The sequence below is a fragment of the Williamsia limnetica genome (genome assembly GCF_003217475.1).
GTDB classification, from domain to species: domain Bacteria; phylum Actinomycetota; class Actinomycetes; order Mycobacteriales; family Mycobacteriaceae; genus Williamsia; species Williamsia limnetica.
The window spans coordinates 343,363-366,616 of the sequence record NZ_QJSP01000004.1; the positions used below are offsets into that span (position 1 = coordinate 343,363).

General features: G+C 64.7%; 21 protein-coding genes. 7 read left to right on the forward strand and 14 right to left on the reverse strand.

Annotated elements, in window-relative coordinates:
* The first annotated feature begins 89 nt into the window (after window positions 1-89).
* The gene (locus tag DFR67_RS08985; RefSeq protein WP_110469170.1) at window positions 90-923 is read left to right on the forward strand and encodes a helix-turn-helix transcriptional regulator; all 834 of its coding nucleotides are present in this window, start codon (window positions 90-92) and stop codon (window positions 921-923) included.
* A 40-nt stretch (window positions 924-963) separates the two neighbouring features.
* Entirely contained in the window at window positions 964-1,848 is an 885-nt protein-coding gene (locus tag DFR67_RS08990) for an SCO6745 family protein (protein WP_110469171.1), read from the forward strand.
* Window positions 1,849-1,861: 13 nt separating this feature from the next.
* On the opposite strand, the gene DFR67_RS08995 is transcribed toward DFR67_RS08990, so the two are convergent.
* Window positions 1,862-2,356, reverse strand: coding sequence for a hypothetical protein (locus DFR67_RS08995; protein ID WP_110469172.1), 495 nt, complete (start codon window positions 2,354-2,356; stop codon window positions 1,862-1,864).
* A 452-nt stretch (window positions 2,357-2,808) separates the two neighbouring features.
* On the opposite strand from DFR67_RS08995, the gene DFR67_RS09000 reads away from it, so the two are divergent.
* Genes DFR67_RS09000 through DFR67_RS09010 form a run of 3 tightly spaced genes read left to right on the forward strand, consistent with a single transcriptional unit; the run spans window position 2,809 to window position 8,576 of the window.
* A complete protein-coding gene (locus DFR67_RS09000) occupies window positions 2,809-4,632 on the forward strand; it encodes a DUF222 domain-containing protein (protein ID WP_110469173.1) in 1,824 nt (607 codons plus the stop codon).
* A 39-nt stretch (window positions 4,633-4,671) separates the two neighbouring features.
* Window positions 4,672-6,084: a 3' terminal RNA ribose 2'-O-methyltransferase Hen1 gene (locus tag DFR67_RS09005; RefSeq protein WP_110469261.1), complete on the forward strand. Its 1,413-nt coding sequence runs from the start codon at window positions 4,672-4,674 to the stop codon at window positions 6,082-6,084.
* The gene (locus DFR67_RS09010) at window positions 6,081-8,576 is read left to right on the forward strand and encodes a polynucleotide kinase-phosphatase (protein ID WP_110469174.1); all 2,496 of its coding nucleotides are present in this window, start codon (window positions 6,081-6,083) and stop codon (window positions 8,574-8,576) included. The genes DFR67_RS09005 and DFR67_RS09010 overlap by 4 nt, the downstream gene beginning before the upstream one ends.
* Window positions 8,577-8,587: 11 nt before the next feature.
* Here the strand turns inward: DFR67_RS09010 and DFR67_RS09015 are convergent, their stop codons facing one another.
* The 5 genes from DFR67_RS09015 to DFR67_RS09035 all read right to left on the reverse strand — a co-directional run bounded on the left by DFR67_RS09015 (window position 8,588) and on the right by DFR67_RS09035 (window position 14,037).
* Complete coding sequence (locus DFR67_RS09015; RefSeq protein ID WP_110469175.1) at window positions 8,588-9,589, reverse strand: cytochrome d ubiquinol oxidase subunit II; 1,002 nt, start codon at window positions 9,587-9,589, stop codon at window positions 8,588-8,590.
* The gene (locus tag DFR67_RS09020; protein ID WP_110469176.1) at window positions 9,586-11,022 is read right to left on the reverse strand and encodes a cytochrome ubiquinol oxidase subunit I; all 1,437 of its coding nucleotides are present in this window, start codon (window positions 11,020-11,022) and stop codon (window positions 9,586-9,588) included. The genes DFR67_RS09015 and DFR67_RS09020 overlap by 4 nt, the downstream gene beginning before the upstream one ends.
* Window positions 11,023-11,079: 57 nt before the next feature.
* Complete coding sequence (locus DFR67_RS09025; RefSeq protein ID WP_110469177.1) at window positions 11,080-11,943, reverse strand: LLM class flavin-dependent oxidoreductase; 864 nt, start codon at window positions 11,941-11,943, stop codon at window positions 11,080-11,082.
* Between the two features lie 30 nt (window positions 11,944-11,973).
* Window positions 11,974-12,483 (reverse strand): hypothetical protein, encoded by a 510-nt coding sequence (locus DFR67_RS09030; protein WP_158539929.1) that lies wholly within the window; start codon window positions 12,481-12,483, stop codon window positions 11,974-11,976.
* A gap of 90 nt (window positions 12,484-12,573) precedes the next feature.
* A complete protein-coding gene (locus tag DFR67_RS09035) occupies window positions 12,574-14,037 on the reverse strand; it encodes an aldehyde dehydrogenase family protein (protein WP_110469179.1) in 1,464 nt (487 codons plus the stop codon).
* A 155-nt stretch (window positions 14,038-14,192) separates the two neighbouring features.
* On the opposite strand from DFR67_RS09035, the gene DFR67_RS30215 reads away from it, so the two are divergent.
* A complete protein-coding gene (locus DFR67_RS30215) occupies window positions 14,193-14,474 on the forward strand; it encodes a hypothetical protein (protein ID WP_146240405.1) in 282 nt (93 codons plus the stop codon).
* 3 nt (window positions 14,475-14,477) lie between these two features.
* On the opposite strand, the gene DFR67_RS09045 is transcribed toward DFR67_RS30215, so the two are convergent.
* Together DFR67_RS09045 and DFR67_RS09050 are read right to left on the reverse strand one after the other, a co-directional pair.
* The gene (locus tag DFR67_RS09045; RefSeq protein WP_158539930.1) at window positions 14,478-15,515 is read right to left on the reverse strand and encodes an alpha/beta hydrolase; all 1,038 of its coding nucleotides are present in this window, start codon (window positions 15,513-15,515) and stop codon (window positions 14,478-14,480) included.
* Window positions 15,516-15,538: 23 nt separating this feature from the next.
* Window positions 15,539-16,429 carry an alpha/beta fold hydrolase gene (locus DFR67_RS09050; RefSeq protein ID WP_110469182.1) on the reverse strand — a complete coding sequence of 297 codons (891 nt, stop codon included), beginning with the start codon at window positions 16,427-16,429 and terminating at the stop codon, window positions 15,539-15,541.
* Between the two features lie 157 nt (window positions 16,430-16,586).
* Between DFR67_RS09050 and DFR67_RS09055 the strand changes: the two genes are divergently transcribed.
* Window positions 16,587-17,993 carry an FAD-binding oxidoreductase gene (locus tag DFR67_RS09055; protein ID WP_245937828.1) on the forward strand — a complete coding sequence of 469 codons (1,407 nt, stop codon included), beginning with the start codon at window positions 16,587-16,589 and terminating at the stop codon, window positions 17,991-17,993.
* A gap of 7 nt (window positions 17,994-18,000) precedes the next feature.
* Here the strand turns inward: DFR67_RS09055 and DFR67_RS09060 are convergent, their stop codons facing one another.
* From DFR67_RS09060 to DFR67_RS09085, 6 genes are all read right to left on the reverse strand, one after another.
* Window positions 18,001-19,929, reverse strand: coding sequence for an APC family permease (locus DFR67_RS09060; protein ID WP_110469183.1), 1,929 nt, complete (start codon window positions 19,927-19,929; stop codon window positions 18,001-18,003).
* Window positions 19,930-19,938: 9 nt separating this feature from the next.
* Complete coding sequence (locus DFR67_RS09065; RefSeq protein WP_110469263.1) at window positions 19,939-21,195, reverse strand: alpha-hydroxy acid oxidase; 1,257 nt, start codon at window positions 21,193-21,195, stop codon at window positions 19,939-19,941.
* Between the two features lie 63 nt (window positions 21,196-21,258).
* Window positions 21,259-21,804: an NADPH-dependent FMN reductase gene (locus DFR67_RS09070; protein ID WP_110469184.1), complete on the reverse strand. Its 546-nt coding sequence runs from the start codon at window positions 21,802-21,804 to the stop codon at window positions 21,259-21,261.
* Window positions 21,805-21,810: 6 nt separating this feature from the next.
* Window positions 21,811-22,326 carry a peptide-methionine (S)-S-oxide reductase MsrA gene (gene msrA, locus DFR67_RS09075; RefSeq protein WP_110469185.1) on the reverse strand — a complete coding sequence of 172 codons (516 nt, stop codon included), beginning with the start codon at window positions 22,324-22,326 and terminating at the stop codon, window positions 21,811-21,813.
* Window positions 22,327-22,785, reverse strand: coding sequence for a peptide-methionine (R)-S-oxide reductase MsrB (msrB, locus tag DFR67_RS09080; protein WP_110469186.1), 459 nt, complete (start codon window positions 22,783-22,785; stop codon window positions 22,327-22,329). It lies immediately after the preceding gene.
* Between the two features lie 86 nt (window positions 22,786-22,871).
* Complete coding sequence (locus DFR67_RS09085; protein ID WP_245937829.1) at window positions 22,872-23,243, reverse strand: YidH family protein; 372 nt, start codon at window positions 23,241-23,243, stop codon at window positions 22,872-22,874.
* Window positions 23,244-23,254: the final 11 nt, after the last annotated feature.

A 23,254-nucleotide genomic window follows, 5' to 3' on the forward strand; every position in this document is an offset into this window, starting at 1 on the left:
TTGGGCAGGGCTCGTTCATCCACTGATTCGCAGGTCGTGGATAAGCGGTGTCCCGCGAGGTAGGAAGAAGGACGAACACTGGAGGCGCGATGGTCATCGATCGGATCGGACTGGCGGATTTCCTGCGACGCCGCAGGGAGGCGCTGCAGCCTGAGGACGTCGGGCTCCCGCGTGGTGCGCGTCGAAGGACCAGTGGATTACGGCGAGAAGAAGTGGCATTGCTCTGCCACATGTCGACCGACTACTACGCGCGCATCGAGCGTCAGACCGGACCGCAGCCGTCCGAGCAGATGATCGCCGCCATCGCACAGGGCCTGCACCTGTCGGTCGATGAGCGCGACCACCTGTTCCGCCTCGCCGGCCATCACCCACCGTCACGGGGCCCTGCGAGTGAACACATCAGCCCCGGTCTGCAACGCATCCTCGACCGCCTGCACGACACCCCCGCAGAGATCGTCACCGAACTCGGCGAGACGTTGCGGCAGACCGCACTCGGTGTTGCGCTCACCGGTGACCTGACCGCGTACAGCGGCCCTGCCCGCAGCATCGGCTACCGGTGGTTCACCGATCCCGAGAGTCGATCGCTCTACGCGCCTGAAGAGCATCCGTTTCTCACCCGTATGTGGGTATCGGGCCTGCGTGGGGTGGTCACCCTGCGAGGGCCGGAGTCCCATGCGGCACACCTGGTCGAACTTCTTCACGCGCGCAGCGAGGAGTTCCGTCAGGTCTGGGACACACACGAAGTCGGGATTCGCCCTCATGAGGTGAAGAAGTTCATGCACCCTGAGCTCGGCGAGTTGGAACTCACCTGCCAAACACTGCTCGACCCGGTGCAGTCGCACGCGTTATTGGTCTACACGGCTGTCCCGGGAACCGAGAGTTACGAGAAGCTGCAGCTGCTCTCCGTGCTCGGAACCCGGTGATCCGGTCGGGGAACCCGGTTTTGTCAGGTAGGAAGAACGGATGACATTCAAGTACTCGGCATCCGACCGCGCGCTCGCCCGCGTGGCGTACGAGACCCTCGAGCCGTTCCACGTCCTCGCCTACTTCAGTCCCGAGATCAAGGGCGCCTGCGCCGACACCGGATTGGACTTTCACGGCTGGTACGTCGGGGCCCGAGGGGCGCCGCTGGGAGAGTGTGACGCGTCGGTCGTCGCAGCCGCGTTCTTCAACTTCAGTCCGACCGTGGTCACCCCTGGCTGGGATGCGGCAAAAGCTGTCGGCCTCGACGTCGTGAACGCTCGCCGCTATCAAATGCTCGACGAGACCCTCCGTCCGATACTCGGCGACCGGATCGGTGACCCCGTCTTGGATGAGCTGGCCGACCGCTACGCCGAAAAGGCGTCGACTCTGCCCATGGGCGGACGACCACTGGCCGCAGCGTGGGCGGCGTCGACACCGCCGCCCCAGCCGCATGTGCGGCTGTGGCATTCGATCGCGATCATCCGCGAATGGCGTGGCGATGCCCACATCGCGGCATTGGTGATCGCGGGTCTGGACCGGCTCGAGGCCTTGGTGCTACACGAATCGCCGCACCCCGATCCGACCCTGCGGCGTCGCGCGCTCGGTAAAAAGCTGGTGATGATCACTCGTGGCTGGAGCGAAGACGATTGGGAAGCTGCAGTCGATCGCCTCGTTGCACGCGGACTACTCGAACGGACGGACAGCGGGGAGGCCATGACGGCTGCGGGCGGCGAACTATACGACCACATCGAAGAACTCACCGACGATGCCGCGGGTGCCGCGTGGGCCGGCGATCCGAAGTCGGAGGAATTGCTCTCTGCCACGAAGCCTTTCGTGAAAGCAGTCATCGACTCGGGTGTGCTTCCGGGAACCAAGAAGAAGTAGATCGGCTTCCCGGTCAGTCGACAGCTTCGATCCGCACATCCAGGTCGACTCGTGGGACTTCGTATTGGTGAACGATGTGAACACAGATCCCGGTCTCGCAGTCGAGTCGAACCAGTGCCGGTGGTGCGATCACCCACTCATCGGTGACGTCATCGAAGTGACCGTCCAGTAGGGGGCAGCACGAACACCGCGGATCGTAGGCAGTCGTCGATCGTGCAGTGGCCTGCCAGCTTTTGCGGCCGTGATGCACGCCGACACTGATACCGGTGAACTCCACCGACGGCGCGGACACGTCGTCGATGACGTTGGAATGCGCGCTGCCGGCAAGTTCTGCCGGATCAAGCATCGCCACCCAGTGATAGTTCTCGAAGAAGGTTCCGTGTCCGTAGTCGATGCGCGAGTCATTCGGGCGAGCGATGACCAGACCATCGTGATCTACGGTAGGGGCTGTCGCGGCCGGCCACGACCCCTCGACGGGTAGCCATGGTCCATCGCCGCGGCGGTGCATCTGACCATCGAATGGCCGCAAGGCCTGTTGCGTCGTCAGTACCTCACGCGAGGCATCTTCTACGCGGACGGAGCCGGGTCGCCGTACAACAGCGCGGCGCCATGGTCCCGATGCCGCTGTTGTCCAACGGAACTCGATGCCTGACCAACGCCATGGCGATGATTGGGCGAGGCGACGGAACTGCGTCGATGTCGGTTGGATGGGCATTGACCCACACTCTCACGAACACGGCGCAATAGCTCCTGGGTTTAAGCGCTCGTTCGAGACCGGGCAGGCCGCAAGCCTGCCAAGCCGTCACGCATGGCGATCATCGACTCGGAATTACCGCCGGACGAGAAATTGAAGTCGCGAACAGGGCGGTTTGTCATCTGAATGAATGAATCCTGCTCTGATGTCGCGGCTGGCCTGTTTGGGTCGTTTCTGTGTCAGACCCCTGCCGTACATTAGCAAGTATGTTCGAGCCGTGGCCGAGTCTGGACCCTTCCATCACCGGGATAGCGCCGGCAAACGCGTTGCGGGCCAATGACTTGTTGGCCTCGATCGAGCGGGCGTTGACCGGGCAGGGTTATCTGGAATGGGCCCGCTACGCCTATGCCGCGGAATTGCACCGCCAGCTCGAGGCCGAAAGCGTTGCCTCCCACGACTTCCTGCAGGACGCATACGTCCAGGCCGCAGCTCGCTTGGCTTTGGCGAACCGTCTATCCCAGACGGCAGCCGAAAGTCATCTCACCTGCGCGCTCGCATTGCGAGACAGGTTGCCCAACGTTGCACTGGCCCTCAAAGACGGGCTGGTGGCCGCGCATCACATCTCGAAGATCGTGTCGCGAACCGACCTGATCGAAGGTACCGACCATGCCGCCGACATAGACCGAGACATAGCGGAGAATCTGCGCAACAAGGGTTCGTGGTCGACCCGCGCCATGCGGGACATGATCGATGCCGCCATCTTTCGGCGCGACCCCGATCTGATACGCGAAGACCGTAAGGACGCCAAAGACAAGCGTGGAGTCTGGAGCGAGGGTGAGCAGAACGGGATGGGCACCCTGACCGCGACTTTGTCGGCTGAATACACGGCGATGATCATGAAACGCTTGGAAATGCTCGCGAAGTCCACCTGCCGACGCGATCCGCGCAAGAAGCCCCAGCGGATGTCTGATGCACTGTTCGCGATCACGATGGGCCGCGAGTTCGAGTGCCTGTGCGACGAGGACGAAGAGTATCCTTGCTTGGCGGAGATCTGGCCGCTGCCGAGGACGCAGGGGATCGGTGGGGTCGACGTGAAAATTGTCCTCCATGCCATCGCGAACCAGTCCACGCTCGACGGTGAGGACGACGAGCCGGGCTACCTCGAAGGCCACGGCGTCATCTCCGCCGAACACGCTCGCGACCTCGCCAAGCAAGACACGACAAAAGTGCGGCCGACGGGCAACAGAACACGACCCAAGCCGGAACCAGAACCTCAGCGGCAGACGGATCCGCAACCGGCTGCGGGCTCTGAGCCTGAAAGCCGAGCTGCGCAGACGCATTCGGATTCGCCTCCCAGTACCGACCCCGCCGGTGACGTCACCGACGAACCCGAAGTGTCGCCCGGCCCAAGCGAGACCAAGGCCGAGACCGAACGCGCCGGTAACCGCAAAGCCCGCCGTGCGGCGAAGAAGGCTGCCACCACGACAATGAACATGCCGGCACCGCCACGGAGTTCGCGTATCGGAGATCTCGGCAACGTCGACTGGGATGCAATCAAACCGCCCGATTTCGAGGTCATTCCGCTTCCTCCGGTCAAGCCCGGTGATCACTACCGACCGTCCGCGGTTCTCGATGCCCACCTTCGCATGCGTGACCTGTATTGCATGTGGCCCGGCTGCAACCAGTCCGCCTGGACCGCCGATCTCGATCACAGCACCGAATACAACCACAAGGACCCCGCCGCCGGTGGCCATACGCACCCGACGGGGATGAAAGCGCTCTGTCGTTTCCATCATCTGCTCAAGACGCACGCGGACTGGGTAGATGACCAGTACGTCGACCGTCAGGGGCGTACCCGAACGGTGGTCATCACACCCGAAGGACGCACCTACGACGGTCCCGCCTGGACCGGCGACGACCTCTTTCCCGCGCTGCGCCGCATCGTGTGGGAGGACACAGCTCCGGCGCCGCCGCGGAGACGCCCACCGGATCAACCAGCCCGGACCCGGTCCCGAACCGAGGCCAAACACCAACGACGACAACAGGAACGCAATCGCAACCGGCTACGTCGTGAGTTGCTCGATGAATAACCGGTGTTCTGGCTGCGGCGCATACGTCAGACTGACCCGATGCTGTTGACCATCTCCGTCGAACGCTCGGCGTCTCTTGCGGTGCCGAGCGACCTGGGCTTTCTCCTGCACAAGCATCCGGAAAAGGTGCAACTGTTCAGCGTCTACGGAGGCACTGCGCATGTTTTCTACCCCGAGGTCACCGACGACCGGTGCACGGTTGCGCTGGTCCTGGAGGTCGACCCGGTCGCGTTGGTTCGTGGCCGATCTGATGCGCACGACGGGTTCGCGCTCGGGCAATACGTGAACGATCGCGCGTACGTGGCGTCCTCGCTGTTGTCGGTTGCCATGGCGAAAGTGTTCCGGTCCGCGCTGAACGGTTATTGTTCGGCACGACCAGAACTGGTCGACACCGTGTTGCCGCTGACCATCACGTTGCCTGCTGTCCCAGGCGACCCGGACCTGCTGGTCCGTCTGTTCGAGCCGATGGGATGGAACGTGCACGCGGAGCCGATAACGCTGGATGCGACCCGGCCGGAATGGGGTGATGCGCCACTGGTGTCGCTGACCCTCACGGGTTCGCTGCGGCTCGCAGACGCACTGAACCATCTCTACGTACTGCTACCGGTTCTCGACGATGCCAAACACTACTGGGTCGATGATGCCGAGGTGGACAAGCTGGTCAGGGCGGGATCGGGATGGCTGGCGACTCACCCGGAGCGGGAACTGATCACGCACCGCTACCTTGCGCACCAGCGGGGACTGAAAGATGCAGCGACACTAAGGCTCATCCAACTCGACGATCGGCCCGTCGAGGAGGCGCTGGACGACGACGAATCTGCGGCGTCGCGCCCGCTGGTTCACCTCCGCCACGAGGCGGTGCTCAGGGTTGTCGACGAACTGCGGCCGGCGTCGATCGCAGATCTGGGATGCGGTTCCGGCGCTCTGCTCGGGGCATTGCTGAAGGTGCAGGGCGTCGCACGAGTGATCGGTACGGAGGTATCCGACACCGGGCTGTCGAAGGCCGCGAAGCGACTGCACGTCGCGGACATGACCGAACGCCAATCCGGTCGGCTGTCGCTGCTGCTGTCGTCGCTGCAGTACGAAGACGAACGCCTCGGAGAACTCGACCTGGCCATCCTCATGGAGGTCATCGAGCACATTGATCCAGACCGTTTGCCGGCTGTGGTGGCCAACGTATTCGGCGCTATGCGGCCACGTCATGTGGTGGTGACGACCCCCAACTCCGAATACAACGTGCGCTACCCGGCGTTGGCGGGCGGAGGCTTTCGGCACCCCGACCACCGCTTCGAGTGGACCCGCCTCGAGTTCGCCGCTTGGGCCGGATCGGTGGGGGAGAGCTACGGCTATGACGTCGATCTGCGCCCGGTGGGCGACGTGGACGACGAAGTGGGATCACCGACACAGATGGCCATCTTCGGCCGACGAACGGAACTGGAGGAGAAGGCATGAGCCAGTTGAGTATTCCCGAACTGTCGCTCGTCGTTCTCGTCGGCACCAGCGGGTCGGGCAAGTCGACCTTCGCAGCCACACACTTCGCACCGACGGAAGTGGTATCCAGCGACGCGTGCCGCGCGATGGTCTCGGATGATCCGAACGACCAAGCGGCAACGTCGGACGCCTTCGGCCTGCTCGAGTACATCGCGGGCAAGCGGCTAGACCGTGGTCGCCTGACGGTGATCGATGCAACCAACGTGCAACCCGCATCCCGAAAATCGTTGCTCGCGTTGGCCAAGGACCACGATGTGCTGCCGGTGGCGATCGTCCTGGACCTGCCGACGTCGGTCGCGGCCGAGCGTAACGCGTCTCGACCGGACCGGGACTTCGGCGCCCACGTCATCAAACGTCAGCATGATCAACTGCGGCGGTCGTTGCGAAGCCTCAAACGCGAGGGATTTCGGACCATCCATGTGCTGGACTCGGTCGAGGCCGTCGCCGACGCGTCGATCGTCCGAACCCGACTGTTCAACGATCAGCGTGACCAGCACGGTCCGTTCGATGTGATCGGTGACGTGCACGGGTGCCGAGAGGAACTCGAGTCGCTGCTCGCTCGCCTGGGCTACGTGTTGACCAGCGACGACCGTGGTCGCCCGGTCGACGCTTCCCATCCTGCCGGTCGCCGGGCAGTCTTCGTCGGTGATCTGGTTGATCGTGGACCGGATTCAGCGGGCGTCCTGCGTCTGGTGATGGGCATGGTCCGGAGCGGCAGTGCACTGTGCGTCTCGGGGAACCACGAGGCGAAGCTCGTGCGCGCTCTGGGCCGCAAGGATGTCAAACCGACCCACGGACTGCAGGAGACGCTGGATCAACTGGCGAACGAAGACGAGTCGTTCATCGCTGATGTGCGTCGGTTCTGCGACGGGCTCGTCGCCCACTATGTGCTCGACGACGGCAAACTCGTTGTCGCTCATGCGGGCCTGAAGGAGAAGTACCACGGCCGTGCATCGGGCCGCGTACGTGCGTTCGCCCTGTACGGCGACACCAGTGGTGAAACCGACGAGTTCGGCTTGCCGGTTCGTTACCCATGGGCCGATGACTACCGAGGTGCAGCGACGGTGTTGTACGGGCACACGCCGGTCCCGGAGACCGAGTGGATCAACAATACGATGTGCCTTGACACCGGTTGTGTGTTCGGCGGCGAGCTGACCGCATTGCGCTATCCCGAGCGTGAGGTCGTCTCGGTGCCTGCCACCGCGACACATTACGAGCCGGTGCGCCCGCTCGCCCCGCCTCAACGCGATCCGGAAGTGTTCACCCTGACCGATGTTTTGGGTCACCGGGTGATCGAGACCGAACACATGGGGCGACTGTCGCTCCGAGAAGAGAATGCGGCCGGTGCCCTGGAGGTGATGAGCAGGTTCGCCATCGCTCCTGCACAGCTGGTCTACCTTCCTCCGACCATGTCGCCTGTCGACAGTTCGACACGTGACGGTGTTCTCGAGCACCCGGATGAAGCGTTCGGTCACTACGCGAAGCGCTCGGTCGATCAGGTGATCTGCGAAGAGAAGCACATGGGCTCGCGTGCCATCGTGCGCGTGTCCGCCGACGGATCCGGTGTCATCCACTCCCGCACCGGACGGGCATTTTTCGACGCCGACCAGCAGGCGACGGTGTTGACGCGGATCGCTGATGCTCTTGCTGCAGCAAATATCTGGACCGAACTCGACGCCGGCTGGCTGCTACTCGACACCGAGATACTGCCGTGGACCGCGAAGGCAGAGGCGATGGTCCGCAGTCAGTACGCGAGGGTCGGTGCTGCCGCGATGGCCTCGCTGCCCGCGGCGATCGGCGTACTGGAGGCTGCCGCAGCGCGCGGCGCCGACGTCGGAGACCTGCTCGCGAGAACACGGTCACGGGCGGGCAACGCCGAGCGCTTCATCGACTCGTACCGCCACTATGTGCAACCGATTGACAACCCACTGGGCGTTCAGGTGGCGCCGTTCCAGGTGCTCGCCAGCGACACAGGCACTTACGAGACACGCGATCATCAGTGGCACCTCGAGATCGCGGATCGGCTCGTGGGCGTCGATCCGGAGTTGTTCAGGTCAACAAGGCGTTTGGTGGTCGACACGACCGACGAGGCATCGCGTGCCGCGGGCGTCGCGTGGTGGGGGGACCTCACTGCCGACGGCGGTGAGGGCATGGTGGTCAAGCCGCTGCGCAACCTGGTTCGCGGGCCGAAGGGGCTGGTGCAGCCAGGACTCAAGGTCCGCGGACCCGAGTACTTACGCATCATCTACGGCGCCGATTACACCGACCAGTCGACGCTGTCGCGTCTCAAGCAGCGCAATCTCGGCCACAAACGGTCGATGGCGTTGCGTGAGTACGCCCTCGGTCTCGAATCGATCCGCCGCGCCGTTGCGGGTGAACCTGTGTTCAGGGTCCACCAGTGCGTCTTCGGTGTTCTCGCCATGGAGTCCGAGCCGGTGGATCCGCGGTTGTGAGGCAGGCTCGCTCAGCCCTCTTCAGGCAACAGGTTCTTCCGGTCCAGCACATAGAGCAGACCGAGGGACGGCAGCACGATCAGTCCGGCCGCGACCGTGGCTACCAGTAGCGCGCCCAGCGTGCCCGACGGTGCTGCCGCCTCGGTCACCGTGACCGTCTCGGGCAGCAGGTAGGGCGTCTGCGCGACGCCGTACGCCACCAGCGCCGCCACCACGGCCGTACCCGACAGCCACTGTGAGAACCGGGTGTCGCGGCGGACGATCAGCACCAGTGATGCGACACCGCAGAGCCCGGACAATATCATCAGGGGCAACGCCCTCGACGTCAGCCCGTCGAAGAGGTAGGGGGCGTATTCGCGGAGTATCAGAACGCCGGCAGCAAGCGTGATCCCGGCAACGACGGCCGCGCCGATGGCCCGTCGCCGAAAGTACTCGACCATCTCGTCGTCGCCGAGTCGGCGTGCATCGGCGATGAGGTTGACCGCTGCCAGGTAGGCGGCCACGACCACCGCGAGCACACCACCCAGGATCGATACAGGGTCCATCCAGCTCGCGAACGAGTCACCGGCTTTGCCCCCCGGCGGCACCTGCCCCGAGGCGATGGCGCCGATGACCGCGCCCAGGCAGTACGGGACGAGGACGGACGACGTCGCGAACACTGCGCCGAAGCGCCGACGGTCGCGGGTGCGCAGCACGGCCTTGCGGAAGGCAAAGCTGGCGCCTCGCAGCACTATCCCCAGCGCAGCGATGGTGAGGGGGACGAACAGGGTCAATGTGATCGACGCGTACACCTGTGGGAATGCCGTCCAGAGCACCACGAAACTGAAGATCAGCCACACGTGGTTCGCCTCCCACACGGGTCCGATGGAGCGATCTATCAGCTCGCGTGGTCGTGCCCCGGCTTCGGTCCCGCCGGCGACGAGGTCCCAGAAGCCCGCCCCGAAGTCGGCTCCTCCGAAAACGGCATACGCGATGATGCCGATCATCAAGACGATCGCGATGATGTCGCTCATGGATCCGACCCCGATGGGACAGGCTCGGGGTCATCGGTCGGGCCGTACGGAACGCCGACATCGTCGTCGGACCGCTCTGCCGCGTCGGCTGCACGGAACCGCCGGCTCATGTGTCGCAGAACCAGGACCGTGGTCACCCCGAGCGCGAGGTAGATCAGCACGACGACGATGAAAGTGATCCAGACGCTGGTGTTTCCGGTGGCTGCGTCCTCTACCCTCATGTAGTTGTAGACGATCCATGGTTGTCGGCCGACCTCGGAGACGATCCAGCCCGCCTCCATCGTGATCACCGCCAGCACCCCGCAGCACGCAGCGACTCGAAGGAACAGTTTGCTCTGCGGCATGTCCTTGCGGAAGATCCAGCACAGGCCGTACCAGAGGGCGATCACCATCAGGAACGACCCGAGGCCCACCATCACATCCCAGGCGAGGTGGACGGTGTTGGCCTGAGAGTAGGTGGGGCGGTCGGCCTCGGGGAAGCTGTTGAGTCCCCGCACCACCGTGGATGTACCGGAGGAGGGATCGGACAGGATGGACGCCATTCCGGGAATGGGTATGCCGCCGCTGACCGTGCCGTCCTCGTTGATCCGGCCGAGGAGGGTCTCGGGCACGTCGCTGCTGGTCTCGGGAACGATCTCCATCGCAGCGAACTTCATGGGCTGGTTCTGATACACCCAGCGCGCCAACGCATCCCCGATCGCCATCTGCGGGATCATGGCCACGCTCGCGACCGAGAACGGGATGACGAACCCGAGACGGTGGTAGCGGTCGCGTCTGCCGCGCAGCATGCCAACCGCATAGACCGAGGCGACGAGGAACCCGCCGACGACGTACGCCGCGACGATCATGTGCGCGGACTGCAGCGGCATCGACTTGTTGAAGATGACCTCCAGCGGGTCGACCTCGACAACCTTGCCCGCCTCGTCGAGGGTGAACCCGGAGGGCGTGTTCATCCACGCGTTGGCGGCGATGACCGATGCGCTGCCGAGGATGCCGGCGAGAACGATCGGGATACCGGTGATGAAATGCGTCCACGGTGTGAGCCGTTTCCATCCGTAGATGTAGATGGCCACGAAGATCGCCTCGGTGAAGAAGAACAATCCCTCGAACGCGAACGGGATCCCGAACGCCTCACCCCACTGACTCATGAATTCGGGCCAGAGCAAACCGAATTCGAACGACAGCACGGTCCCGGTCACTGCTCCGACCGCAAAAGTGACCGCCATGTACTTCGACCAGCGCTGCGCGAGGCGCATCGCGTCGGCATCGCCGTGACGTATCCCCCGGTAGTTCGCGATGAGCGTCATGAACGCCCACGAGACCCCGAGTGGAACCAAGATGATGTGAAAAGCGAGGGTGAACGCCATCTGCGAGCGGGCCCAGGGCAGCGGATCGACCTCGGGCATGGCCAGGACGAGCTGCGTAGCGCTCACGTGACGTTTTTAACATGAACCCGTTGTTCGCGCCGGGTGTCGCGGTTTTCGGCCGAACTACGGAGTGAAACCACGTTCGGCCAGGGCGTCCAGTACCTTGACCGAGCCTCGGAACGGATCGCCGTCGCGCGGCCAGTGGATGATCACGTCGGTGAAGCCGAGGTCGCCCGCGCGCCCCACCAGTTCGTCGAACGAATCCAGACTCGCCAACGAGAACTGGGGCGATGCATCGACGTTGAGGTAGCGGTCGAACGTCAACGGGTCGCGGCCCGTGCGGTCCAGTGATTCTTCGAGTACGTCGCAGCTTCGGGCGACCCCCGCGAACCACTCGTCGAGGGTCTCGGACTTCACGCCGGTCGTCATCCAGGCGTCGCCGTGTTCGACAGCGAAACGAACTGACCGGGGACCGTTGCCCGCCAGGATGAACGGAACACGGTTGCGGACCGAGCCGCCGACGAGTCGCATGTTGCGGGCTTGGTAGTACTCGCCGTCAGCGCTCACATGGTCTTCGTCGAGGAGCCGATCGAGGAGCAGGGTGAACTCCTGAAAGCGGTCCACCTTCTGCTTCGGCGACATCGGGGGCTCGCCCTGCAGACCGTCGTCCGGGGTGCCACCTGCACCGAGACCCAGCAGTAGTCGGTCGCCGGCGATGTCGAGAAGGGTCTCGACCTCACGCGAGAACGACACCGGATGCCGAAAGTTGGGGGACACCACGAACGAGCCGAGCTTGAGCTCTGACGTCACCAACGCCAGGGCGGTCATCGTCGGAACGCTGGAAAACCACCGCGCTTCGGGTAGACCGCCCCAGACGAGGTGATCGAACACCCAGCCGTGGTCGAAACCCATCTCTTCGACGCGCTCCCACTTCGGGCGCGCCTCGTGCCACGACTGGTCCGGCAGAATCGAGATCCCGTAGCGCATGAGGGAACTGTAGCGCCGACCGCCGACAGGTCAGTGCGGTGCGTGCCGCCCCGGCTGACCGTCCTGGCGCGGCGTTTGTCCGTTCGGGTCCAGGTTGACTCCACCACCCCGGTTGCCGCCGCCCTGAACACCGGGAGGCGTCTGGTTGCCGCGCGGTGCGTTCACGTCGTGCACATCACCTTCGTGATGGCCTGAACGGGGCACGTCCGGGTCGAGCTTGTCGGCACGCTGGAACTCGGCGTCCAGATCCTGGCGTGAGGACGCAGCCTGCCCCTGGTGTGACTGCGCTTCATGCTGAAGTCGCTTGGCCTCGGCCGCCTTGGCTTCGGCGTCGGCCTGCGCGCGACGGGCCTTTGCGGCGGATTCTTCGGCGATGGCTTCCCGGCGCTGCACATCGTTCACACGGTGCGACGCCTCCTCGCGGATCTGACCGGCCTCGACCCGACGCTGCGCGCGCCGCTTCCGGGTCAACAGTGCAATGAGCGCGATCACGAGAAGTACCACGACAACGGCTATGACGATCCAAACTGCGGTGTTCACGATCAGCTCCAGACATGTTTGATGTTTCCGCCGGGTACCCGGCGGGGTGTGACGGCAAACACGCAGGTGTGGGGATCGAGCCGCGTGGGGTCAGATGGCGTAGGTCCGATCGGAGTGCTGCACGCTGATCCAGTGGTCGGTGGTGAACTCGGAGATGGCCCAATCGCCCCCGAAACGTCCGATGCCCGAATTCTTCTCGCCTCCGAACGCGGTGTTCGGTTCGTCGTTGACGGTGGTGTCGTTGACGTGCGTCATCCCCGCCTCCATGCGCAGGGCGAACTGGACACCGCGCTCGGTATCGGCGGTGATCACCCCGCTGGACAGGCCGTACTCCGTGTCATTCGCGATCGCCAACGCATGGTCTTCGTCCGCCGCCTTGATCACGGTCGCAACGGGACCAAAGACTTCCTCCCGCGCGGTCGCAGTCCGGTTGTCACCGAGGATCACGTGGGGCGCGAGCACCAGACCGCTGGGGCCGCACGGTGAACCGGCAGCGAACACATCGGCGCCCTGCTTCTGTGCAGAATCGATCTTGTCGACCACGGAGTCGAACTGTTTCTGGTTGATCACCGGGCCGATGTCCGTGTCGGGATCCGAGGGGTCACCGAACGTCAGGCCGCTCGCGCGCTCGCGCAGTCGGTCGACGAACTCATCATGCACACGTTCGTCGACGATGATCCGATTGGTTGCCATGCACACCTGTCCCTGATGAAAGTAGGAGCCGAAAACGGCAGCAGCGACGGCCCTTTCGATCGGTGCATCGTCGAGAACCACGAGTGGGCCGTTGCCGCCGAGTTCCAGGGACATCTTCTGGAGCGGTGCCTGTTGTGCGAGATGCCGACCGACTTCGGTCGAGCCGGTGAACGACGTCAGTCTCGCTGATGGGTGCGCTGCGAGGTGATCACCTATCTCGCTCGATTTCCCGACGACAACACTGAGGAGCCCCGGCGGCAGTCCGGCCTCTTCGTAGATCTTGGCCAGCAGCAGGCCACCGGTGACAGGGGTGTCGCCGGACGGTTTGAGAACCACCGCGTTGCCGACGGCCAAAGCGGGGGCCACCGATCGGTTCGACAGTTGCATCGGGAAGTTCCACGGGCTGATGACGGCGACTGTCCCCAACGGTCTCCGATAGACCCTGTTCTCCTTGCCCGGTATGAGGTCGGCCGGCAAGATACGGCCGCTGACCCGGCTCGGATATGAGGCGGCCTCGAGCATCACTGCCCGGACTGCCATCCATTCCCACTCGGCTCGCGCCCTGATCGCGCCCGCCTCGCGGGTCAGCCAACCGACGATCTCGTCTTTGCGGCTCTCCATGATCCGAGCGGCCCGGTGGAACACCTCGGCACGGTCCTGCGCCGGGAGCGCCGCCCATTTGGGCTGCTGCTCTGCCGCAGCCGCGAATGCCCGGTCCACGTCGATAGTCGTGGCCAAGTGCATGCGTGAGAGCTGCTCACCGGTGTACGGGTCGTTGTTCTCGAGCGCTTTGGAGCTGCCGCCCACAACCCAGTTGCCCGCGATCGGTAGCAATTCCATTCCGCTGTAGTGCGATGTCATCGGCAGCTGCCCTTTCGTCGTTCACCTCCCGAACCTTGGTTCGACCCGAGCTTGCTGACCTGTCGAATGCCCTCGTGGCGGGTCACCAAAACACGGTTCTCGGAGCTGCGGGCGCGGAGACGATCATGTCCGTGCATTCGCATACAGTGCGGATCATGAGCGACACCGACGGCTTTCCCGACGACTGCCCCACGTTGGCCCGAGACGGCCAGGTGATCGGTTTCTGCCCCTCGCCGAACGGAACTCATCTGTTGGTGTGGTGGCGCGCCGACAGCGAGATCATCGGCGGGTTCGAGACGTACGAGGCAGGCGTGACCGCGGCTTTGCGGGCCATCGCCGCCGACGGACTGGACCCCGATCCGGATGAGGTCGAGCTCGAGGCGCGAGCGCTGGAGAGGGACTTCGTCGCGACCGACTGGATGGGTCTCGGGTTCTGAGTGTCAGTTGATCGACTTCTCCAGCACCGGCCACGAGTTGCGGATGTCGTCGCGCCAGTAGTCCCAGGAGTGGGTGCCGCGGTCCTTCAGGTCGTAGGTCGCAGGGATGCCGAGCGAGTCGAGGCGATTCTTGAGGTTGTGGGTGCACTGATTGGTGGCGGCCTCGATCACCCCGCCGACGGTCAGCTGGGCGATCAACTGGCTGACTTCACCGTCGACGTTGTCGGCCTCGAGATGGTCGTACTCACCGGGCAGTCCGGATGCGTTGGCGATGTAGAGCGCCGTGCCGCGTAACCCGGCGGCGTGGATGTAGGGATCGTTGGCCTCCCAGGCCGGGTCATCCGGCTTGCCCCACATGTTCTCGGGGTTACCACCGAAGTTCGCGACTGTGATCCACACATAGGCCCGCCCCAACGGATCGCTCGTCTGCGCACATCCGCTGAACGACGCCACCCCCTCGTAGAGGTCTGGACTCTTGATCGACAGTGCCAAGACGGACGTCGCCGACATGGACAGGCCGACGATCGCGTTCTTGCCCGTCGTGTTCAGGGTCGAATCGACGATCGGGGGCAGTTCCTCGGTGAGGAAGGTGGCCCACTTGTTGCGCCCGAGTTCAGGATCGTCTTTCTGCCAGTCGGTGAAGTAGCTGGAGTCGCCGCCGACCGTCGCGACCACGTTGACGTCTTTGGTCGCGTAGAACTCGGCGGCGTCGGCCCAGTCGAGTACCCCGTTCTCCGGCTCGGCGCCGCCCACGCCGTCGAGGACGTACAGCGTCGGTCTCGGTTCGTCGCCAGGCGCGATGAGCAACTTCAGTGCGATGTTCTTGCCCATCGCAGCGGAGTAGACCTCGGCGTCCGCCGTGCGGCCCTCGCCGAGGGTCAGACTCACCAGATGTGAGCCGTCGGGGGCAGTGACCGCGGCACCGGGGTCGGCGTCGCCCGACGCGATCGCCGCGGGCGTGGTCGCGAGGATCAGAGCGGCGGCCAGGCCGCCGATGAGAAGTTTCGGACTGCGGCGCGTTCGAGTGGCTGGATTCTTCATGGGAGTCCCAAGTCGTCGGATGGTCATGGACACGGCGCCGGATGGAGCGTCGAATGGTCGGGATCGAGGCCGGTCAGGATGAGCCACAGAGCACGCGGCGACGTGGTCAGGGCCATGTGGTCGACGGACAGGTGCGGGCAACCGTCTTGGACCCACACATTGCGAACCGCCGGGCCAGGGGTCAGGAAGGCGGAGTCGGCGGGCGTGATGATCTCGTCGCCGCGCGTTGCGATCGCCAGGTAATCGATGCCCGGGAGGGTGTCGCCGCCGGCGTTGAGTTGCTGCAGGAACGGTGAACCCGCCATCTGCTGCGCGTACGCCGGACCGACAACAGCAGCAATGGCCTCATTTGCAGGCAAACCCATGGCGGCGGCGTCGTCGCGCAGTACCTTGTTGTTCCCGAACGTTGTTCCCTGATTGGTTCCACCCACGGTGACGAGGGTGTGCACCGCGTTGTTCGACGGATCGGACACGTCCGTACCGCCGTCGAAGCGGAGATACTGGCGTGCGGTGAGGGCACCCATCGAGTGGCCGACGATGTCGACCTGCTCGGCACCAGTGGCCGTGCGCACCCGGTCGACGAACACGGATAGGACGCGCGATGACGTCTCGATGTCTGTCCCGCCTGCGACATCCAGCAGATTCTCCGAACTGCCGGGCCGGTGCTTGCCGTAGTCGAGGGCGAATACGCAGTACCCCTGGCCTGTCAACGTCTCCGTGAGCGTCTCCCAGGTGGCTGACATCCCAGCGCCGTTGCCATGGACCAGTACCACCGGACGGGGATGGCTGTCGGACGGCTGACACGACCAGTCATTGATGCCGGACGGGGCCGCGGCTGCGCTCGCGCACATCAGCCAGCACACGGCGATGACCGGCAGTACCACCGCCGGCACGGCACCGCGCGAGAACCTCATCAATTGCCCCTTGGTCCACCCCGACTGCCGCATCCGCATCCGCGCGGCGTACGTGAAGGAATATCACAGGTCCGTGATCCATGGGCCATCTCCAGACCTTTCTGGGAGACTTCAGGCACCGGTGGGCGCTGCATTGCCCACCACCAGGAGGCACTTCGTGAACATCCAGGCGGCTCACCTCGACCGATTGGCAGCAGAGGTGCCCGGGTCGGTCCATCTGCCGGACACGGCGGTCTATACCGAAACCCTTGGGCGCGTGTTTTTTCCGGATGCCTCGCGAAGGCATCCCGCGTGTGTGGTGACACCGGCGACAACCGCTGACGTCGTCGCCGTGATGCGCGTGGCGGATGAATGCGGCTTACGTGTCACTGCCCGCGGTGGCGGGTTGAGCTCGAATTGCGTTGCCGACGGCGCGGTTCTGCTCGACCTGTCGAGGCACATGAATTCGGCACGTCGAGAGGATGACCAGGTGGTGGTCGCGGGCGGCGCCACGGTGGGAGCCATGCTGGAGGCACTCGACCCTGTCGGCCGGGTCGTTCCCGTCGGGATCGCCGAGCATGCCGGCTTCGGTCTGATCGCCAGGGGCGGCGTCGGATACTTCACCCGTGACCTCGGGCTTACCCTCGACCACCTCGTCGAGGTCGAGATGGTGCTTACCTCGGGCCGTGTTGTTCGTTTGTCTAACAACAGTACTGGCGACGAAGCCGACCTGTGGTGGGCCGTACGCGGATGTGCGCCCCCGTTCGGCGTCATCACCTCTGCGACGCTGCGTACCCACGAGGCCGGCCCCATGTGGGTGGACCGGATGGTGATCGGGCTCGACGCGCTGCCGACATACTTCCGGGTTGCTCCCGCGGTGCCGCGGAACACCATGATGGGCGCCGTCCTGGGGTACAGCGATCTGGTACCCGGCGTGCCGATATTCTTCGTCTACACAACCTGTTCCAGCCAGGATCCGTCCGATATCGCGATAAGCCGTTCGGCAGCAACGCAAGTGGAATCGGCTTCCCGATCGCACCACTACCGGTCCGAGATGACGGGCCGGTATCTCGCCGGACTACCGCAATACACTCCGCCTGGCTCGGGTGGCGCCGAACCTGCGCCGCTCGCACTACCGCAGCCCGGGGACCCGCGGGGGTCCTTCTTCGGCAAAGCAGTGTTCGTCGGACCCACCCTGGACGACGACGTCGCCGAGGCGCTGACGAAACAGGTCGAGGCGGCGCCTACACCGTTCTGCCGCATCGACTTCCAGCAAACTGGCGGTGCACTCGCCGATATCGGCGACACCGACACCGCGTTCTGGGGCAGGGGCAGTGAGTGGAACATCCCCCTGAACGCCATCTGGGACGATCCGGCAGACGGGCCCGCGTGTATGGCGTGGGCCAGAGACACCCTGGCGGTGCTGACCGACCACACGACCGGGGTGTACAGCGTGGAAGTACGACCAGGTTTCGCGGAAACCGAGTCCGAACTCGTGGCAGCGTTCGGCGGAAATCTGCAGCGGCTGCGAGCGCTGCGTGCCATCCACGATCCGACCGGGGTGCTCTCGACGTACCCGCTTTAGCCCGGCCTCAACCGATGTGGACCCGCGGCCTGTTCGCAACCGTCGGTTCGGCCCGGCGCAACACCTCACGGGTCACCGGTGCCACCTCGCCCATCCCGATGAACAGAAACCGCAGCAGGTTCAGCAGCGGATTACCTTCGGACCACTCGAAATACACATTCGGGTTGGTGCCGGTCTCATCACGGATGCGCAGCATGATCGCCGCAATCGAGTTCGCGACGGCCGGACTGTCCACCCACAGCACCCGGTGACGTCCACGTAGGCGGCCGTGCACGAGCAGATCGGTGGCGAACTCTGACGAATCGGTCACGTTGACCTCGAGAAAGATGATGTGGGCCTCGGGGCCGAGCCTGCTGTCCGCCCGCTGTTGCGCCGCCTTGTCGGCATACTCCTCTATGTCGAAGGGATGCGGGTCGTGCGCGACGATCTCGACCGGGCCCCACGTTGCTGCCTCGTTGATGAATTCCGTTGCTGTCTCGTCGAACTGGAGCGAGGTGGCGCGCAATTCGAAAGCTCGGTTGATCCTCGACAGCAGGGACACCACCAGGATGGCGCCGATGAAGAACGAGGCGACCTGGACGCCTTCGGGACGTTCGACGATGTTGACGATGGTGGTGTACGCGAAAATCGCGGCGACGACACCGAACATCCACGTTCTCGACCGGTGATGGTGGGCGTGCGCAGACATGGTGACCGCGATGGTGGCCGAGGTGATGAGGACCAGGACGCCGGTGGCGTAGGCGCTGCTCTGGGCGTCCACGCTCGCCTTGAAGTAGACGGTGACGAAGACGGCGATCAGACCGAACACCAGGACCAGCGGTCGCACCGCGCGCGCCCACTCCGGGGCCATTCCGAAGCGGGGCAGGTAGCGGGGCACGAGATTGAGCAGTCCGGCCAGTGCAGATGCGCCTGCGAACCAGAGGATCGCGATGGTGCTCAGGTCGTAGATCGTGCCGAACACATTGCCGAGGTTCTCGTGGGCCAGGTACGCCAGGGCCCGCCCGTTGGCTTCGCCGCCCGCCTCGAACTCCTTCTGCGGAATCAAGATCGTGGTCACGATCGACGAGGTGATGAGGAAGCCGCACATGATCAGCGCCGCGGTTGTCAGGAGGCGGCGCACCCCGCGGATCCGGCCGCGGGGGTTCTCTTCGGTGTCACCGGGATCGCCCTCGATCTGGGGCATCACCGCGACTCCGGTCTCGAATCCGGACAAACCCAGCGCCAGCTTGGGAAACACGATGAGCGCGATGGCGATCATCATCCAAGGGTTGCTGTGTTCGGTGGTGAGGGCTGATCGCCACTCGGTGATCAGGTGGGTGTTCTGGGCGATCTCCCAGAAGCTGTCGAGGATCACGACGAAGTTGAGGGTCAGGAACACCGTGACCAGGCCGACCGCGATGCCGATCGCATCGGTGAAACCTTTGAGGAACACCGCGGTGAGCAAAATCAACAGCACGATGGTGACGATCACCTGCTTGCCCGAGAGAAACGAGGGCGCAAAGGGATTGGCGATCACATGGGCAGATGCGTCGGCGGTCGACAGCGTCATCGTGATCAAGAAGTCGGTGGCGGCGAACCCCAGCAACACCAGGATGAACAGCTTGCCGCCCCACTTCGGGAGATGGCTGGCCAGCATGGCGATCGAACCCTCGCCGTGTGGGCTCTCCCTGGCCACCCGGCGATAGACCGGCAGCGCCCCGAACAGGGTCAGCAGGACAAGGACGAGGGTCGCCAGCGGCGCGAGCAACCCGGCGGCAAGGGCCGCGATGGCGGGCTGATAGCCGAGCGTGGAGAAATAGTCGACGCCCGTGAGGCACATGACCTTCCACCAGGAGTGTTTGTGCTCCTCGCGAGTGGGCTTGCGTAGCGGTCCGAGCTGGCCGGCCGGCTCTTCCGTGATGTCACTCAGGAGCCAGGCCTTCAGTCTGTGCCGCATGAGCACAATCTATGGGGTCGGCGACAACGACGTGTGAATTCGCGGCGCCAGCCGTACCAGCTGGGTGACGTGTTGCGGGCCCAGCTCTTCGAGGGCGTTGACCCCGAGCAGGCGCATGGTCCGCGCGACCTGCTCGCCGACGATCTCGATCATGCGGTTCACGCCGTCCTCACCGCCGGCCATCAATCCGTACAGATAGGCGCGGCCGAGCAGGGTGAAGCGGGCGCCGAGGGCGATGGCGGCGACGATGTCGGCGCCGGACATGATGCCGGTGTCGAGGTGCACCTCGTACTCGCTGCCCACCTCGCGGACGATCTCGGGCAGCAGATGGAACGGGATGGGTGCCCGGTCGAGTTGGCGTCCACCATGATTGGACAGGATGATCCCGTCCACGCCCACCTCGGCGACCTTCTTCGCATCGTCGAGGCTCTGGATGCCCTTGACCACCACCTTGCCGGGCCACTGATCGCGGATCCAGCGCAGGTCGTCGAAGTCGACGGTGGGGTCGAACATCGTGTCCAGCAGTTCGCCGACGGTCCCGGACCAGCGGTCCAGCGAGGCGAAGGAGAGCGGTTCGGTGGTCAAGAAGTCGTACCACCACCAGGGGCGCGGGATCGCGTTGGCGACGGTGGCCAGCGTCAGTTGCGGTGGTATCGAGAAGCCGTTTCGCTTGTCGCGCAGACGGGCCCCGGCGACCGGGACATCGACGGTCACCAACAGTGTGTCGAAGCCGGCTTTTGCGGCGCGGTCGACGAGAGCCATGGACCGATCGCGGTCCTTCCACATGTAGAGCTGAAACCAGTTGCGACCATCGGGGTTCGCGGCCTTGACGTCCTCGATGCCGGTCGTGCCCATCGTCGACAGCGAGAACGGGATCCCGTGTGCGGCAGCCGCGTGGGCTCCCGCGATCTCGCCCTCGGTCTGCATCATCCGCGTGAACCCGGTCGGGGCGATCCCGAACGGCAGAGCGACCGGCGCGCCGAGGACGTCCCAGCCGGTCGACACCTCGGCGACATTCCGCAGGATCGACGGATTGAACTGGATGTCCTCGAACGCCTGCCGCGCGCGGCCGAGTGAGATCTCCGCCTCGGCGGCACCCTCGGTGTAGTCGAAGGCGGCCTTCGGGGTCCGGCGTCGGGCGATGCGGCGCAGGTCGTACACGGTCTGCGCCTTCGCGAGCCGGTTCGCCTTGAAGTCGAGGCTCGGCTTCTTGAACTGCATGAGCGGCGCGAGATCGTGGACTTTGGGGAGTCGGCGCTGGGGCATCGCGTTTCCTTCGATCGGGTGTGGTCTGATCACACTAGTTTTCGCGTCGAAGGAGTCGCAGGCTCATGCGGGCAGCACAGCGCGGACCGTCTCCTCTATCGCGCGGAGGGTGACGGCGTCCGTGATCAACCCGTCCGGCCCGATCAGCTCACTGGTCACCGGAATATGGCGGCAGGCATCGTCGACGACGACGGCCTGGACATAGCCGAGGACCGTGGCGAGCGTGGCGTGGGCACCCTCGCCCCTGCGTGCATCCGGGGCGACTTTCACCCACGCGACGGGTTTGCCGGTCAGTTCGTTCCCGCCCACCGTCCAGTCGAGCAAGTTCTTGAACGACCCCGGCAGTGTTCCCGCGTACTCCGGGCTGCAGAACAGCACAGCATCGGCGGCAGCGATCGCGGAGCGGAGCGCACTGACGGTTGCAGGGAGTGGCTCGTGATCGTCGTCTGGATTGAAGTGCGGCAGCATCGCGACGTCGAGTACGCCATCGACGATGAGTTCGCCCGATGCAAAGGACATGACAGTGCGGCAGAGCGCCGAGTTGGCCGATTCCGAACGCGTACTTCCGGAGATGACCAGTAGGCGTCCCGCCGCAGAGTCAGTGAGCATTGAGTTCTAGCTGGTGGCGGCATCCGCGCGGTGCGGGAGCTTCCAGCCCGGGCGCACGAAGTGGCAGGTGTAGCCGTTCGGGATGCGCTGCAGGTAGTCCTGGTGCTCGGGCTCCGCCTCCCAGAAGGGGCCTTCCGGGACAACCTCGGTCACGACCTTGCCGGGCCACAGACCCGACGCATCGACGTCGGCGATGGTGTCGAGAGCGATCTGCTTCTGCTCGTCGTCGGTGTAGAAGATCGCCGAGCGGTAGCTGGCCCCGCGGTCGTTGCCCTGCCGGTTCTTGGTCGACGGGTCGTGGATCTGGAAGAAGAACTCGAGGAGATCGCGGAAACTGGTCTGCTCCGGATCGAACTCGATCTCCAGGGCTTCGGCGTGGTTGCCGTGATCGCGGTAGGTGGCGTTCGGCTTGCTGTCGTCACCGGTGTACCCGACGCGGGTGGAGACGACACCGGGTTGCTTGCGAACGAGATCCTGGACGCCCCAGAAACAGCCGCCCGCGAGGATTGCCTTGTCGGTCATCTACTTTGCCTCCTGGGTGTTGAAAAGCTCGACGTAGTCGCCGTAACCCTCGGCCTCGAGGTCGGCGACCTGGATGAACCGCAGGGCTGCGGAGTTGATGCAGTAACGCAGACCGCCCTGATCGACGGGTCCGTCGTTGAACACGTGACCGAGGTGGCTGTCGCCATGAGCGGACCGCACCTCGGTGCGGATCATCCCGAACCCCTTGTCGGATTTCTCGACGACGTTCGCCGGGTCGATGGGGTGGGTGAAGCTCGGCCAGCCACATCCGCTGTCGAACTTCTTCGTCGACGTGAACAGGGGCTCTCCGGACACGATGTCGACGTAGAGACCGGCCTCGTGGTTGTCCCAGAACTCGTTACGGAAGGCGGGCTCGGTGGCCGACTTCTGGGTGACGGCGAACTGGTCCGGGGTCAGCCGGGCGATGGCGTCCGGGTCTTTACGGTATTGCTGCGACACGTGGGTCCTCCTCAGGATTCGTCACCGCTGGCTGCGGGACGCATTCGATGTGTACAACGACTCCCGGCGCTCTGGTGTTCCACAGCTCATCGAGACTGCAGACCCAGGATCGCGGCGAGCACGGAGAACACCGTGAGCAGCGAGATCAGGGCCCAGATGGGGAGCGGTCCCGGCATCGGTCCGCCGTCGCGCAGCGCGTTGGTGGTCTGGCGCCACCGCAATCCGCCTGCGATCGCCGTTGCCGTCCCGAAGGCGACGAGGCAGATGCCGAGAAGGTCGCGGGAGGTCTGCGTCGAGTAGTCGGGCAGCACGTGCATCACGGCCAGGCCGGCGGCGACCAGACCGAGCGCGGTTCGGAACCACGACAGCACGGTACGTTCGGCGGCGAGCGTGAAGCGCGCATCGACCGAGCCCGGAAGGGTGGTCGCGGGATCTGGCGCATCGTCCGAGGCAGGCACCCGCCAATCAT